Below are 15,507 nucleotides of genomic sequence, written 5' to 3'. Positions count from 1 at the left end.
TGCGTTTGAGGATGCGCATAATTTTGCAGAGGCGGCATAAATGCCGCCCCCTACGTTTGAGGATGCGCATAATTTTGCAGGGGCGGCATAAATGCCACCCTGGCGATATGTAGGGGGCGCATTAATGCGCCCCTGGTTCAGACGATGCACGCAGCCAGGGCCGCATCATCCTTTATTGCACGCAGGAGACACTGAGTGTCAGCATTTGACTATCTGAAGACCGCGATTCGCCAGCAGGGCCATACGCTGCAGCAGGTGGCTGACGCCAGCGGAATGACCAAAGGCTACCTGAGCCAGCTGCTTAACGCGAAAATAAAAAGCCCCGGCGCGCAGAAACTGGCGGCGCTGCATCACTTTCTCGGGCTGGAGTTTCCGCGTCGTGAAAAAACCGTAGGCGTGGTATTTGGCAAGTTCTATCCGCTGCACACCGGTCATATCTATCTGATTCAGCGCGCCTGCAGTCAGGTGGATGAGCTGCATATTATTATGGGCCACGACGAGCCGCGCGATCGCGCGCTGTTTGAGAGCAGCGCCATGTCGCAGCAGCCCACCGTCAGCGATCGGCTGCGCTGGCTCCTGCAGACATTCAAATACCAGAAAAACATTCGTATTCACTCGTTCAACGAAGAGGGGATCGAACCCTATCCGCACGGCTGGGATGTCTGGAGCGCAGGCGTCAGTGCGTTTCTGGCAGAGCAGGGGATTGTGCCCGACTGCGTCTATACCAGCGAAGAGCCGGATGCGCCGATGTATCAGCAGTATCTGGGGATCCCGGCGCGGGTCATCGATCCACACCGATCGTTTATGAGCATCAGCGGCAGCCAGATCCGTCAGGATCCGTTTCGCTACTGGGAATATATTCCGACGGAAGTGAAGCCTTTCTTTGTGCGCACCGTGGCGGTCCTGGGCGGCGAGTCGAGCGGCAAATCCACGCTGGTCAACAAGCTGGCGAACATCTTCAACACCACCAGCGCCTGGGAGTATGGCCGCGACTACGTCTTTTCGCACCTGGGCGGTGATGAAATGGCGCTGCAGTACTCGGACTACGATAAAATTGCGCTGGGTCAGGCGCAGTACATCGATTTTGCCGTGAAATATGCGAATAAAGTCGCCTTTATCGATACCGACTTTATTACCACTCAGGCGTTCTGTCTGAAGTATGAAGGGCGCGAACACCCCTTTGTACAGGCGCTGATCGATGAGTACCGGTTTGACCTGGTGATCCTGCTGGAGAACAACGTGCCGTGGGTGGCGGACGGCCTGCGCAGCCTCGGCAGCTCAGTGGACCGGCGTGAGTTTCAGTCCATTCTGGTGACCATGCTGCGGGAAAATAACGTTGAGTTTGTGCACGTGCAGGAGGACAACTACGATGCGCGCTTCCTGCGCTGTGTGGAGCTGGTAAAAGAGCGGCTGGGCAATTAGCGCCTGAGCACAAATAAAAAAAGGCGCCCGGAGGCGCCTTTTTTATCAGCAGATTACTTCGCCATACGCTTGTATTTGATACGCTTCGGCTCCAGCGCATCCGCGCCGAGGGTGCGTTTCTTATACTCTTCGTATTCGGTAAAGTTACCTTCAAAGAACTCAACCTTGCCCTCATCCTGGTAATCGATGATGTGGGTGGCAATACGGTCCAGGAACCAGCGGTCATGCGAGATCACCATCGCGCAGCCCGGGAACTCCAGCAGGGCATTCTCCAGCGCGCGCAGGGTTTCGATGTCGAGGTCGTTGGTCGGTTCATCCAGCAGCAGCAGGTTACCGCCTACCTGAAGCAGTTTCGCCAGGTGCAGACGTCCGCGCTCACCGCCGGAGAGTTCGCCCACGCGTTTGCCCTGATCGGTGCCTTTGAAGTTAAAGCGTCCGACATAGGCACGGCTTGGCATCTCGGTGGTACCGATACGCATAATGTCCTGACCGCCAGAGACTTCTTCCCATACCGTTTTGGTGTTATCCATCGCGTCACGGAACTGATCGACCGACGCCAGCTTCACGGTTTCGCCCAGCTCGATGCTGCCGGAATCAGGTTGTTCCTGACCCGACATCATACGGAACAGTGTCGATTTACCCGCGCCGTTCGGCCCGATAATCCCGACAATCGCGCCTTTTGGCAGCGAGAATGACAGATCGTCAATCAGGACGCGGTCGCCATACGATTTGCTGAGGTTTTTCACTTCCAGCACTTTATCGCCGAGGCGTGCGCCAGGCGGAATAAAGAGTTCGTTGGTTTCATTACGCTTCTGATAATCGCTGTTGTTCAGCTCTTCAAAGCGAGCCAGACGCGCCTTGCCTTTAGACTGACGGCCTTTCGCACCCTGGCGAACCCACTCCAGCTCTTTTTCAATGGATTTGCGGCGTGCAGCTTCCTGTGACGCTTCCTGCGCCAGACGCTGATCTTTCTGCTCCAGCCAGGAGGAGTAGTTGCCTTCCCACGGAATACCTTCACCGCGGTCCAGCTCCAGGATCCAGCCCGCTACGTTATCGAGGAAGTAACGGTCGTGGGTGATCGCCACCACGGTGCCTTCAAAGTCGTGCAGGAAGCGTTCCAGCCAGGCGACAGATTCCGCATCCAGGTGGTTGGTCGGTTCATCAAGCAGCAGCATGTCCGGCTTTTCCAGCAGCAGACGGCACAGCGCCACGCGACGGCGCTCACCACCCGACAGGTTGCCGATTTTGGCATCCCACTCCGGCAGACGCATGGCGTCGGCGGCACGGTTGAGCTGGGTTTCCAGATTGTGGCCATCGTGCGCCTGGATCACTTCTTCCAGACGACCCTGTTCGGCAGCCAGCTTGTCAAAGTCCGCATCGGGATCGGCGTAAAGCGCATAGACTTCATCCAGACGCTTCAGGGCGCCAGCAACTTCTGCCACCGCTTCTTCAACCGATTCACGCACGGTGTGTTCCGGGTTGAGCTGTGGCTCCTGTGGCAGATAGCCCACTTTAATGCCCGGCTGCGGGCGTGCTTCCCCTTCGATATCTTTATCGATACCGGCCATGATACGCAGCAGGGTTGATTTACCCGCGCCGTTCAGGCCGAGAACGCCGATTTTGGCGCCCGGGAAAAAGCTGAGAGAGATATTCTTCAGAATGTGACGCTTCGGCGGTACCACTTTGCCGACGCGATGCATGCTATAGACGAATTGAGCCACGTTGTGATGAGCCTCTTGGTCTGTAAATAGTGGAACGTCAGATGCTGAAGTTTAGCTTTTTTCACGGCCTAATCACAGCCGCGCCACGGTGAAACTTGCGTGACAGGCGTGATGTCAGGCGCACTGCTGCGTAATTGTACGCGCTGACGGCGATCAGGGCAGATGCAGCGTAATCGCCTGCTCTGTCAGCCACGCACTGAGCGCGTCGTCAGGAGCGCTGTCGCTGACCAGCCGCTCAAACCGGTGCAGTGCGCTGATACGCGCGGGCAGCACCTTGCCATATTTGCTGCTGTCTGCCACCAGTACCCGTTCGCGCGCGCGCAGCATGGCGTGATGCTTCATCGCCAGCTCATTCAGGTTGTAGCAGGTTGCCCCCTGCTGCAGATCCACGCCGGCTGCTGAGATAAACGCCAGCGCCGGGCAGAGGTCATCAAGAATGGAGTGGTTGCCGACTGGCGTGAACACCGCATTGTCAGCGTGAAACTCGCCGCCGCTGAGGATCACGCTGCAGGCGGGCTTCTCTTTCAGCGCCAGAAAGGTGTTCATCGCGCAGCAGATAGCCGTAAAGGGAAGGGTGTCCGGAATAGCATCGATGACGTAGGGCAGCGTGGTTCCGCAGTCAAAAAACACCGTATCATTTTCACGAATCAGCGCGGCGGCGGCCTGCGCCAGCCGACGTTTACGTGCGGCGTTATGCCCGTGCTGATCGGAGACAAAATAGTGCCCGACATGACTTTTTGGATCGCTGACCACATAGCCACCGAGCAGTACCACCTGCGAGGCGGGTTCGCTGAGATCGCGGCGGATGGTCATTTCAGAGACGCCCAGCAGCTGCGCCGCCTCTTTCAGATGCAGCTTATCGGTGCGTTTCAGGGCCTGGGCCAGCTTATTGAGTCGTTCGTCGCGCCGGGTTTCCATAAGCATCTCGGTAAAAGTGGTGTTCTGCCGCAGAGCAGCGGATGCGGTTTGCCATTTAGCCTCTGAGCGAGACAATCCTGACAGGTTTCAGGCGGTTGCGGCGCCGTCAGCAGCGGGTGGCTAATAGTAGCCTTAAAGGCGCGGTGGCGTAAACTGCGTTGCAGGTGCACAAGCGGCTTAGGGTGGCATGAACATACTCACCAGGTAAATTTTGTTAAGAACGTGGCGAGAGATGAAAGCCCTGGTTAGCATGAAGGGAGTCCGGCATACGCTGGACCGAAGCAGAGAGGAGAGCGGAGTGGAGAAGTGGCGTAACTGGATGATAGGGATGTGTCTGGTCAGCACGGCAGGCAGCGTATGGGCCGACTCGCTGGATCAGCAACGACAGCGCTATGCGCAGATCAAGCAGGCCTGGGATAACAAACAGATGGACCAGGTTGAGCAGCTGATGCCGACGCTGCAGGATTATCCGCTCTATCCCTATCTGCAATATCGCCTGCTGGCGCAGGATCTCGATCAGGAAGCGGGGCTGGCGATCAAAAACTTTATTCAGCAGTATCCGACGCTGCCGCCGGCAAAATCGCTGCAGACGCGGTTTGTGAATGTACTGGCGCACCGGCAGGACTGGCAGGGGATCCTGAGTTTTAGTCCGGATGAGCCAAAGCCGGTGCAGGCGCGCTGCAACTGGTATTACGCTAAATGGGCCACCGGCCAGCAGCAAACGGCGTTTGCCGGTGCGAAAAGCATCTGGCTGCGCGGATCGGCACTGCCCGCCGACTGTGACCGGCTCTTCTCGGTCTGGCAGGCGTCAGGCCAGCTCTCGCCGATTACCATTCTGGAGCGCATCCGGCTGGCAATGAAGGCGGGCAACGACAGCCTGGTGAACTACCTGGCGAAAATGCTGCCGGCAGATTATCAGACCACCGCCAGCGCACTGCTGGCCCTGCAGCAGAACCCGCAGACCGTAACGACCTTTGCCGCCACGCTGGGGCCGACCGACTTTACCCGCATGGCCACCAGCTACGCCTTTGCGCGCGTGGCGCGCGAAGATATGGATAACGCGCGCATGATGATCCCGCAGCTGGTCAACGCGCAGAAGATGAGTCAGGCAGAAGAACAGGATCTGAAAGAGGCTGTGGTATGGCGCATGATGGGAGCCGACCTGACCTCAGAGCAGGCGCGCTGGCGTGATGCCGTCGTGATGAACAGTGAATCCACCGCGCTTATGGAGCGTCGCGTGCGCCTTGCGCTGAGCGAAAACGACCGCCGCGGCCTGAACACCTGGATTGCGCGACTGCCGCCGGAAGCGAAAGAAAAAGATGAGTGGCAGTACTGGCAGGCCGATTTGCTGATAGCGCAGGGACGTAAAGAGGAGGCGGACGAGATCCTGCGTAAGCTGATGCAGCAGCGCGGCTTCTACCCGATGGTCGCGGCGCAGCGTCTTGGCACCGACTATCCGCTGAAAATTGATGACGCGCCGGCTGCGGACAACAGCATCGTGCAGGGGCCGGAGATGGCGCGCGTACGTGAGCTGATGTACTGGGGCATGGATAACCTCGCGCGCAGCGAGTGGGCAAACCTGATTGTCAGTAAAACCCGCACGCAGCAGCAGATGCTGGCGCACTACGCAAACCAGCAGGACTGGTGGGATCTGAGCGTGCAGGCCACGATCAGTGCAAAAATGTGGGATAGCCTGAAAGAGCGTTTCCCGCTGGCGTGGCGCAATCTGTATCAGCAATATACCGGCGATAAGGCGATCGATCCGAGCTACGCCATGGCGATCTCGCGTCAGGAGAGCGCATGGAACCCGAAAGCGCGCTCCCCGGTCGGGGCCAGCGGATTAATGCAGGTGATGCCAGCCACGGCCGCGCATACCGTGAAGATGTACAATATTCCCGGCTACGTGAACAGCAGCCAGCTGCTTGATCCTCAAACCAATATCCAGATTGGCACGCAGTATCTGGAGTATGTTTATCAGCAGTTCGGGCAGAACCGCATCTTCTCCTCTGCCGCTTATAATGCCGGCCCGGGACGGGTGCGCAGCTGGCGCAACAATAGCGGAGGCAAACTGGATGCCGTGGCCTTTATTGAAACGATTCCGTTCTCTGAAACGCGGGGTTACGTGAAGAACGTGCTGGCGTATGACGCCTATTATCGTTACTTCCTGGGTAAACCTGACAAGATTCTCAGCGACAGCGAGTGGAATCAGCGTTACTGAGTGTGTTATGCTTCCGTACTCGTTAATGAGTACGGAAGCCGCTATGCCTTCATCCCTTTCTGAACAGTCCGCTGACGATCACTGGCTGAGTTTTATCGACCTGATGCAGCACGCATTTGCTGATGACCTGGCACTGCCGATGCTGCAGCTGATGATGACGCCCGACGAACGTGAATCGTTCGGTACGCGGCTGCGCATCATTGAAGCGTTAATCAACGGCGATATCAGCCAGCGTGAGCTGAAAAACGAGCTGGGCGTGGGCATCGCAACGATAACGCGAGGCTCCAACAGCCTGAAAGAAGCGCCGCCTGAACTCAGACGCTGGCTGGAAGCCCGGCTAATTACTGCTGATAAAGCGGATGAGTAAACGGGCAGAGTGCGAGGATCAGCGCGTGATGATAGACGCTGGAGCGGGTCAGCAGGCCCTGCGTAAAGGCGCCGATCGCGCCGCCCTTGTGTTTGATATTCTCTACGCCAGTCAGGCGTGCCATCTCCTCGCCCAGCTCGCGCCCGGCTGCTAACCCTGCCAGTACAACCGACGGCAGCGTAAAACTGGCAGAGCGTGATTCACCGCGCTGCTGTGTATTTTCCACCACCATCCATGCAAACGCGCAGTCGCCCTCAATGCCCGCCTCAATAGCCACCCAAAAATCCGCCTCTGGCGCGGCCGCACGGGCATTAACTACGCGCTGACGTGCGCCGCAACGCGTTTCCGCATCGCTGAGCGGCTGAGCCGCCACGCCGCTCTCGACCGCTACCCCGCGAATATGGCAGGATCCCTCACCGAAAACGTCGCTGAACGCCTGCGCAACCGCGCGAATTTTTGCCGGATTGGTGGTGGCTGCGACAACATGGTACATAATGGGTTGAACCCTCAAGGCAAATTTGTCGCAGTATAACGGAAATCACGCATGTTACAGGTCTATCTTGTTCGTCACGGTGAAACGGTTTGGAATGCGGCCCGACGCATTCAGGGGCAGTCCGACAGTGCTCTGACGGATAAAGGTGAACAGCAGGCACGTCAGGTCGGTGAGCGGGTGAAAACGCTGGGCATTACGCACGTCATCGCCAGCGATTTAGGTCGCACCCGGCGTACGGCAGAAATTATTGCTGACGCCTGCGGCTGCCCGGTTACGCTGGATGCACGTCTGCGCGAGCTCAATATGGGCTGTCTGGAGCAGCGTCCGCTTGATGGCCTGACGGCCGAAGAAGAGCGCTGGCGCAAGGCGCTGGTGGATGGCACAGAAGCGGGGCGCATTCCTGGCGGTGAGTCAATGAGCGAGCTGGCGGCACGCATGCACGATGCGCTGAATGCCTGCCTCGATCTGCCAGCTGGCAGCCGGCCGCTGCTGGTCAGCCACGGTATGGCGCTGGGTGCGCTGGTCAGTACCATTCTGGGGTTACCGGCGCACGCGGAACGCCGGCTGCGCCTGCGCAACTGCTCAATTTCACGCGTGGATCATCAGCAGAGCGCCTGGCTGGCCTCTGGCTGGATCGTAGAGACCGCCGGTGATGTCTCGCATCTTGACGCTCCGGCACTGGATGAGCTGCCAGGGGCGCATTAATGCGCCCCCTACGGAAAATGTAGGGGCGCCATTAATGGCGCCCGGGTTAATGCGCGTGCGGAACGTGATGACGCCATCAATGGCGCCCGGGTTGATGCGCGTGCGGAACGTGATGACGCCATCAATGGCGCCCGGGTTAATGCGCATGCGGAACGTGATGATGTTTTTACCGCGGCCAGGGGCGCATTAATGCGCCCCCCACATTCCCCGTAGGGGCGCCATTAATGGCGCCCGGGTTGATGCGCGTACGGAATATGATGACGCCATTAATGCGCCCCTGCAGGCTTCTTGGGCGATTAATTAACGGGCTGCGGGCGGATCGGGATCAGGTATTCGCAGCGGATATCGGCCGGCGGTTCGCTGCGTTTTTTGCCGCCGTGGGTATAGAAGCGCTCAATATCCTGGCCCTGACGGCGGATTAATCCCAGCATCGGCATGCAGGTGCCGTAGAGCATCAGGATAAACTCCTGCAGTGCGACGCGCGGCCCTTCATAGCTGAACTGCACGTAGTCTCCTGCTTCCAGCGTCACGCGCTGGTTAGACTGCATGTCCAGCGCCTGCTGATCGACCGGAACCGCAGTGGTATAAAGGATCTCCTGCTCATCATCTTTCTCATGGCTGGCGCGTACCTGATGCAGGCCGTAAAGCACCGGCGGCACGGTATCGGTTTCCAGCAGGAACTGCTTCCAGAAGTGCACGCGCATCTCATCGCGATAGCGGGAGATCTGCTCCAGCGCGCAGGTGTAACTCTGCGTCTGCCCCACCAGAATCGTCTCCGGCAGCGTGACAAACTGTGCTTCTGGCACGGGCTGGTTATCCAGACGAATAGGCGGACGGATACCGTAAGAGTTCCACTCAGATGAGCGACGATACCAGGCAGGCGTCTGATTAAACTGTTTCTTAAACGCGCGCGTAAAGGTCTGCTGTGAATCGAAGCGATACTGCAGAGCGATATCAAGGATAGGGCGGCTGGTCAGGCGCAGCGCCACCGCGGCTTTGGAGAGACGGCGCGCACGGATGTATGCCCCGATGGCATGTCCGGTAACCTCTTTAAACATCCGTTGCAGGTGCCATTTGGAGTAACCCGCTTTCAGCGCAACGTTATCAAGTGAAAGCGGCTGATCCAGATGGCTCTCCAGCCAGACAAGCAAATCGCGAATGATACCGGCTTGGTCCATAAAACATCCTCATAACTCTCTGGTGGCGCAACGATGAAGTCGTCGAATAATAGCACTAAATGCACAAACGCGCGGCGCTTGTGTGTTGATCAAGTGTGCTATATCAATGCGGGTGATAACCCGTTCAGGTTTGGTTCTTTTATCTGGTGACGGTACATTATCGCCACATCTCTTTCCTTTGCAATGGTAACCCAATGACAATAAATCGCGCTCTTATAGTCACGCTGGCAACTTTTATGTTCACCCCCGTCGCGCTGGCGGAGGAGATCGGCTCTGTTGACACCGTATTCAAAATTTTCGGCCCCGACCATAAAATCGTGGTCGAAGCGTTCGACGATCCGGACGTGAAAAATGTCACCTGCTATATCAGCCGGGCAAAAACCGGCGGCATCAAAGGGGGACTGGGGCTGGCTGAAGATACGTCGGATGCGGCTATCTCCTGCCAGCAGGTAGGGCCTGTAGAGCTTAGCGAGAAAATCGCACAAGGCAAGGCGCAGGGAGAAGTGGTGTTTCGCAAGCGGACATCGCTGGTGTTCAAAAAGCTGCAGGTGGTGCGCTTTTTTGATCAGAAACGCAACGCGCTGGTCTATCTGAGCTATTCCGATAAGGTCGTGGATGGATCACCGAAAAACGCGCTGAGCGCGGTGCCCATTATGCCGTGGCATTAAAGCCGTTAAAAAAAACGCCCGGACGGGCGTTTTTTTACTGTTTAACTTAATCCTGCAGTTCACCGCAGAAGCGATAGCCTTCGCCATGGATGGTGGCGATGATTTCCGGCGTATCGGGTGTTGACTCGAAATGTTTACGAATACGGCGAATCGTGACATCCACGGTACGGTCATGCGGCTTAAGCTCGCGACCGGTCATCTTCTTAAGCAGGTCGGCACGCGTCTGGATTTTGCCCGGATTTTCGCAGAAATGCAGCATCGCGCGGAATTCACTGCGCGGCAGCTTGTATTGCTCACCGTTTGGGCTGATCAGCGAGCGGCTGTTAATATCCAGCTCCCAGCCGTTGAAGCGATAGCTCTCAACCTGACGACGCTCTTCACCCGGCATGGCCAGGTTCATGGTGCGCGACAGCAGATTGCGCGCGCGAATGGTCAGCTCACGCGGATTAAAAGGTTTAGTGATGTAGTCATCAGCGCCAATTTCCAGGCCGAGGATCTTATCCACTTCATTATCGCGACCGGTCAGAAACATCAGCGCGACGTTTGCCTGTTCACGCAGCTCGCGCGCCAGCAGCAATCCATTTTTCCCTGGGAGGTTGATATCCATAATCACCAGGTTTACGTCATTGTCTGTTAAAACCTGATGCATTTCAGCACCATCAGTGGCTTCATAGACCACGTAACCTTCCGCCTCAAAAATACTTTTTAGCGTGTTACGCGTGACCAGTTCGTCTTCAACGATAAGAATGTGCGGGGTCTGCATGTTTTGCTACCTAAAATTTGCCAACAAATCGAAAACAGGGCGTACAACCGTTGCCGCGACAAAATAAAAATGTGTCATAGGCGTGTGCGCAACCGGAGTACGAAATAATCTTCGGAATATACCATCCATCAGGTCAACGTCAGTGTCAGCTCAGCCGGTCAGAATGAATATCTGTGCGCCCCGTTGGGATCGGAATAGCGTTTATCCTAACCGCATTAACAGCAACCTAACAGCACCAGCAACAACCGATAAGCATAAAAACAACGCTTCGTTGACTTATATCAAAAGCAAGTGTAGCACGTTAACACTTTTATGAAAAACTTCTCCTGTATTGCCAGCTTAGCTCACAAAAAGCAGCATTTTCGCTACATTTAACCCGCGGTTTTAAACGCGTGCAAATTGCATAAATAGCTGGCGTAGTGCAATGAATTAACAGGGTTTATGTTTTATAACGCCATAATATTTGCCTGAGAGTGACAAATGTCTTCAGCACAATTTATTCCGACAGTTTAACATTATTAACATTCCGCTTTATCACTGCATAACAATTGGTATTTTTATCACTGCATGCCACCATAGCGCACAGTGTTAATTTGCTACCGGAAAAATTATGTCTTTTCCCCTGATTTTGGTTTCACCCGCCCGCCCGGAAAATATTGGTGCCGCTGCCCGCGCAATGAAAACCATGGGCTTTACTGAGCTGCGCATTGTCGCCAGCGACGCATGGCAGGATCCGGCGGCGCGACGTGTTGCGCACGGCGCCGGTGAAATCCTCGACAGTGTCCGGACTTACGCCACGCTGAGTGAAGCGCTGGCCGATGTCGATTTTTCTGTTGCCACCACTGCACGCAGCCGGGCGAAGTTTCGCTACTACGCTACGCCTGCACAGGTTGAGACTATATTGCAGGAAAAGCGGCAGTGGCTGCCGCGCATTGCGCTGGTATTTGGACGTGAAGATAGCGGACTGACAAACGAGGAGCTGGATCGGGTCGACCTGCTGACCGGTATCCCGATGGCGGCGGATTATCCCTCCCTGAATCTGGGGCAGGCGGTCATGGTCTACTGCTATCAGCTCGCTTCACTTAATCAGGTCACCGTCACCCCGGCAGAAACGGCGAATGCGCTGCAGCTGCAGGCGCTGCGTCAGCGGTTTCAGCAGCTGCTTACCACGCTGGAGGTGAGCGATGACACTAAAATGGTGGACTGGATCGAGCAGCGCATCGGTCTGCTGGAGCAGCGCGACAGCGCAATGCTGCACCGGCTGCTGCACGATGTGGAAAAAAAGCTGGCAGAGAATTACTCGGAAAAACCCTGAGTTGGTAGCTGCTGATCGGGCATCTCGCGTTTGTCGTAAACGATCTTAACAGCATTTGCCCGATTCAGCGCAGCACTGCCCGGCTGCAGGTTCACCCGCAAAAGACAAATTCGTTGACTTAACGTGTGCTTTGCTTTACTTCTGGAAGGCAGACGGACAAGACAAAGACAGACAGAAAAATCTTAATGCGTAACGACAGCCTGAACACCACAACAATTATTACCACCACCATTACCACAGGTAACGGTGCGGGCTGACGCATACAGGAAAAAATAAAAAAGAAGCCCGCACCTCAACAGTGCGGGCTTTTTTTTCGGCAAAAATTCAGGAGAGCTTTAACCATGCGAGTGCTGAAATTCGGCGGAACCTCAGTAGCCAACGCAGAGCGTTTTCTGCGCGTGGCGGACATTCTGGAAAGCAATGCGCAGCAGGGACAGGTTGCCACCGTGCTCTCTGCACCCGCAAAAATTACTAATCACCTGGTAGCGATGATTGAAAAAACCATCAGCGGCCAGGATCCCCTGCCGAATATCAGTGACGCTGAGCGCATTTTTGCCGATCTCCTGCAGGGACTCGCGGCGGCCCAGCCGGGGTTTGACGTTGATCGCATGAGCACTTTTGTTGCGCTGGAGTTTGCTCAGCTGAAGCAGGTGCTGCACGGTATCAGCCTGCTGGGGCAGTGCCCGGATGCGGTCAATGCGGCTATTATCTGTCGCGGCGAAAAGCTGTCGATTGCCATTATGGAAGCGCTGCTGCAGGCGCGTGGTTATCCGGTAACCGTTATCGATCCGGTTGAGAAGCTGCTGGCCGTGGGGCACTACCTGGAATCCACCGTGGATATTCCTGAATCCACCCGCCGTATCACCGCCAGCCAGATCCCGGCCGATCATATGATCCTGATGGCGGGCTTCACCGCCGGTAATGAAAAGGGTGAGCTGGTGGTGCTGGGGCGTAACGGTTCCGACTATTCGGCTGCCGTGCTGGCCGCCTGTCTGCGCGCTGACTGCTGCGAAATCTGGACCGATGTTGACGGGGTCTACACCTGCGATCCGCGCCAGGTACCCGATGCGCGCCTGCTGAAGTCGATGTCTTATCAGGAAGCGATGGAGCTCTCCTACTTTGGTGCCAAAGTACTGCATCCGCGCACCATTGCACCGATCGCACAGTTTCAGATCCCCTGCTTAATTAAAAATACCGCCAATCCGCAGGCGCCCGGCACGCTGATTGGCGGCGAGGGCGGTGATGATGAAAATCCGGTTAAAGGCATTACTCATCTTAACAATATGGCGATGTTTAACGTCTCCGGTCCCGGAATGAAAGGCATGGTGGGCATGGCCGCGCGCGTATTTGCCGCGATGTCACGTACCGGCATCTCCGTGGTGCTGATCACACAATCCTCCTCTGAATACAGCATCAGCTTCTGCGTGCCGCAGAGTGAACAGGCGCGCGCACGCCGCGTACTGGAAGAAGAATTCCATCTTGAGCTGAAAGAGGGCCTGCTCGATCCGCTGGATGTGCTGGAGCAGCTGGCGGTGATTTCAGTAGTAGGCGACGGCATGCGTACGCTGCGCGGCATTTCCGCCAAATTCTTTTCAGCGCTGGCGCGCGCCAATATTAATATCGTGGCGATCGCCCAGGGCTCTTCCGAACGCTCAATTTCCGTTGTGGTAAGCAATGACGATGTGACTACCGGCGTACGCGTTGTGCATCAGATGCTGTTTGCCACCGATCAGGTGATTGAAGTGTTTGTAGTCGGCGTGGGCGGCGTGGGCGGTGCGCTGCTCGATCAGCTGCATCGCCAGCAGGCGTGGCTGAAAGGCAAACATATCGATCTGCGTGTCTGCGGGATCGCGAATTCACGCGCGCTGCTGACCAATGTCCACGGTATCGATCTGAGTGACTGGAAAGGCGCGCTGAGTGAAGCGCGTGAGCCGTTTAACCTCGGACGTCTGATCCGGCTGGTAAAAGAGTATCACCTGCTCAATCCGGTGATCGTCGACTGTACCTCCAGCCAGGCGGTGGCCGACCAGTATGCAGACTTCCTTGCAGAAGGTTTCCATGTGGTGACGCCTAACAAAAAGGCGAACACCTCCTCGTGGAATTACTACCAGCAGATGCGGGCTGCCGCCGCCAAATCGCGCCGCAAGTTTCTTTATGACACTAACGTCGGCGCCGGTCTGCCGGTGATTGAAAACCTGCAGAACCTGCTGAACGCGGGTGATGAGCTGATTAAATTTTCCGGCATTCTCTCCGGCTCGCTCTCTTTTATCTTCGGCAAGCTGGATGAGGGAATGTCGCTGTCGCAGGCGACTACGCTGGCGCGCGAGATGGGCTTTACCGAACCCGATCCGCGTGACGATCTGTCGGGAATGGATGTGGCGCGCAAACTGCTGATCCTGGCGCGTGAGGCGGGCCATCAGCTGGAGCTGAGCGATATCAATATCGAACCGCTTCTGCCTGCGAGCCTGACTGAACTGGCAGATGCGGATCAGTTTATAGCGCGTCTGCCGGAGCTGGATAACGCCTTTGCAGCACGCGTCGCTCAGGCGCGCGACGAAGGCAAAGTGCTGCGTTTTGTCGGAGCGATTGCAGAAGATGGACGCTGCAGCGTTAAGATTGAGGCGGTAGACGGTAACGATCCGCTGTGCAAAGTGAAAAACGGTGAAAATGCGCTGGCGTTCTATAGCCGCTACTATCAGCCAATTCCGCTGGTGCTGCGCGGGTATGGTGCAGGGAATGATGTTACCGCAGCGGGCGTATTTGCCGATCTGCTGCGTACGCTGTCGTGGAAGTTAGGAGTTTAATAATGGTAAAAATTTATGCACCGGCCTCCATTGGCAACGTCAGCGTTGGCTTTGACGTGCTGGGGGCTGCGGTGTCGCCGGTGGATGGATCGCTGCTGGGCGACTGTGTGGCCGTCGAAGCGGCCGATCGTTTCAGCCTTGTGAATCGTGGTCGTTTTGTCAGCAAACTGCCTGACGATCCTAAAGAAAATATTGTTTATCAGTGCTGGGAGCGTTTCTGTCAGGCAATTGGCAAAGAAGTGCCGGTGGCGATGACGCTGGAAAAAAATATGCCGATCGGCTCCGGTCTCGGCTCCAGCGCCTGCTCGGTGGTAGCGGGCTTGATGGCGATGAACGAATTCTGCGGCAAGCCGCTCAGCGATACCGCGCTGCTGGCGCTGATGGGCGAGCTGGAAGGGCGTATTTCCGGCAGCGTTCACTATGACAATGTGGCTCCCTGCTTCCTGGGCGGCGTACAATTGATGATTGAAGAGCAGGGGATTATCAGCCAGCAGGTGCCCTGTTTTGATGAGTGGCTGTGGGTTATGGCGTATCCCGGCATCAAGGTTTCGACCGCGGAAGCGCGGGCGATTCTGCCGGCGCAATATCGTAAGCAGGATGTGATTAAGCATGGCCGCCTGCTGGCGGGCTTTATCCATGCCTGTCATACCCGGCAGCCGCAGCTGGCGGCTAAGCTGATGCAGGATGTGGTGGCTGAACCGTACCGCACTAAACTGCTGCCAGGCTTCGCCGCAGCACGGCAGGCGGCAGCCGACATCGGCGCGCTGGCCTGCGGTATCTCGGGCTCCGGCCCGACGCTTTTCGCTGTTTGCAATGAGAGGGCAACGGCGCAGCGGATGGCAGACTGGCTGAGCCAGCACTATCTGCAGAATGAAGAAGGCTTCGTCCATATCTGCCGTCTTGATACGGCTGGCGCACGTAAACTGGGATAACGT

General features: G+C 56.6%; 14 protein-coding genes and 1 other annotated feature. Of the genes, 9 read left to right on the top strand and 5 right to left on the bottom strand.

Going from position 1 to position 15,507, the window contains the following annotated elements:
• Positions 1 to 195: 195 nt before the first annotated feature.
• A complete protein-coding gene (gene nadR, locus BBA90_RS17135; protein WP_065650192.1) occupies positions 196 to 1,422 on the top strand; it encodes a multifunctional transcriptional regulator/nicotinamide-nucleotide adenylyltransferase/ribosylnicotinamide kinase NadR in 1,227 nt (408 codons plus the stop codon).
• A 53-nt stretch (positions 1,423 to 1,475) separates the two neighbouring features.
• On the opposite strand, the gene ettA is transcribed toward nadR, so the two are convergent.
• Both ettA and deoR read right to left on the bottom strand, forming a co-directional pair.
• Positions 1,476 to 3,143, bottom strand: coding sequence for an energy-dependent translational throttle protein EttA (gene ettA / locus BBA90_RS17130; RefSeq protein WP_075050757.1), 1,668 nt, complete (start codon positions 3,141 to 3,143; stop codon positions 1,476 to 1,478).
• Positions 3,144 to 3,296: 153 nt separating this feature from the next.
• The gene (gene deoR / locus BBA90_RS17125) at positions 3,297 to 4,061 is read right to left on the bottom strand and encodes a DNA-binding transcriptional repressor DeoR (protein WP_065650512.1); all 765 of its coding nucleotides are present in this window, start codon (positions 4,059 to 4,061) and stop codon (positions 3,297 to 3,299) included.
• 298 nt (positions 4,062 to 4,359) lie between these two features.
• Here deoR and sltY point away from each other — a divergent pair, with 298 nt between their 5' ends.
• Together sltY and trpR are read left to right on the top strand one after the other, a co-directional pair.
• Entirely contained in the window at positions 4,360 to 6,279 is a 1,920-nt protein-coding gene (sltY, locus tag BBA90_RS17120) for a murein transglycosylase (RefSeq protein ID WP_065650190.1), read from the top strand.
• Between the two features lie 43 nt (positions 6,280 to 6,322).
• Positions 6,323 to 6,646: a trp operon repressor gene (gene trpR / locus BBA90_RS17115; RefSeq protein ID WP_065650189.1), complete on the top strand. Its 324-nt coding sequence runs from the start codon at positions 6,323 to 6,325 to the stop codon at positions 6,644 to 6,646.
• Here trpR and yjjX read toward each other — a convergent pair.
• On the bottom strand, positions 6,621 to 7,139 hold the full coding sequence (yjjX, locus tag BBA90_RS17110) for an inosine/xanthosine triphosphatase (protein ID WP_065650188.1): 519 nt from the start codon (positions 7,137 to 7,139) through the stop codon (positions 6,621 to 6,623). The two genes, trpR and yjjX, sit on opposite strands and share 26 nt — an antisense overlap.
• Before the next feature lie 51 nt (positions 7,140 to 7,190).
• Between yjjX and gpmB the strand changes: the two genes are divergently transcribed.
• The gene (gene gpmB, locus BBA90_RS17105; RefSeq protein WP_039382453.1) at positions 7,191 to 7,844 is read left to right on the top strand and encodes a 2,3-diphosphoglycerate-dependent phosphoglycerate mutase GpmB; all 654 of its coding nucleotides are present in this window, start codon (positions 7,191 to 7,193) and stop codon (positions 7,842 to 7,844) included.
• A gap of 296 nt (positions 7,845 to 8,140) precedes the next feature.
• Here gpmB and robA read toward each other — a convergent pair whose 3' ends face one another.
• Complete coding sequence (robA, locus tag BBA90_RS17100; protein ID WP_065650187.1) at positions 8,141 to 9,022, bottom strand: MDR efflux pump AcrAB transcriptional activator RobA; 882 nt, start codon at positions 9,020 to 9,022, stop codon at positions 8,141 to 8,143.
• Between the two features lie 194 nt (positions 9,023 to 9,216).
• On the opposite strand from robA, the gene creA reads away from it, so the two are divergent.
• On the top strand, positions 9,217 to 9,690 hold the full coding sequence (gene creA / locus BBA90_RS17095) for a protein CreA (RefSeq protein WP_065650186.1): 474 nt from the start codon (positions 9,217 to 9,219) through the stop codon (positions 9,688 to 9,690).
• A 46-nt stretch (positions 9,691 to 9,736) separates the two neighbouring features.
• Here the strand turns inward: creA and arcA are convergent, their stop codons facing one another.
• Positions 9,737 to 10,453 (bottom strand): two-component system response regulator ArcA, encoded by a 717-nt coding sequence (gene arcA / locus BBA90_RS17090; RefSeq protein WP_039382461.1) that lies wholly within the window; start codon positions 10,451 to 10,453, stop codon positions 9,737 to 9,739.
• Between the two features lie 610 nt (positions 10,454 to 11,063).
• Between arcA and BBA90_RS17085 the strand changes: the two genes are divergently transcribed.
• From BBA90_RS17085 to thrB, 4 genes are all read left to right on the top strand, one after another.
• Positions 11,064 to 11,768 (top strand): tRNA/rRNA methyltransferase, encoded by a 705-nt coding sequence (locus tag BBA90_RS17085; RefSeq protein WP_065650185.1) that lies wholly within the window; start codon positions 11,064 to 11,066, stop codon positions 11,766 to 11,768.
• Positions 11,769 to 11,953: 185 nt separating this feature from the next.
• Positions 11,954 to 12,025, top strand: a complete 72-nt coding sequence (gene thrL, locus BBA90_RS19695) for a thr operon leader peptide (protein WP_071669149.1) — start codon at positions 11,954 to 11,956, stop codon at positions 12,023 to 12,025.
• Positions 11,961 to 12,083 (top strand) — a sequence feature (Thr leader region). (Overlaps the previous gene by 65 nt.)
• Positions 12,084 to 12,109: 26 nt before the next feature.
• Positions 12,110 to 14,572: a bifunctional aspartate kinase/homoserine dehydrogenase I gene (thrA, locus tag BBA90_RS17080; RefSeq protein ID WP_065650184.1), complete on the top strand. Its 2,463-nt coding sequence runs from the start codon at positions 12,110 to 12,112 to the stop codon at positions 14,570 to 14,572.
• Positions 14,573 to 14,574: 2 nt separating this feature from the next.
• Complete coding sequence (thrB, locus tag BBA90_RS17075; protein WP_065650183.1) at positions 14,575 to 15,504, top strand: homoserine kinase; 930 nt, start codon at positions 14,575 to 14,577, stop codon at positions 15,502 to 15,504.
• Positions 15,505 to 15,507: the final 3 nt, after the last annotated feature.

Source organism: Pantoea eucrina (assembly GCF_001691555.1).
GTDB lineage: Bacteria > Pseudomonadota > Gammaproteobacteria > Enterobacterales > Enterobacteriaceae > Pantoea > Pantoea borealis.
The sequence above is the reverse complement of the archived record's forward strand: the minus strand, read 5'-3'. Positions and strand labels throughout refer to the sequence as shown.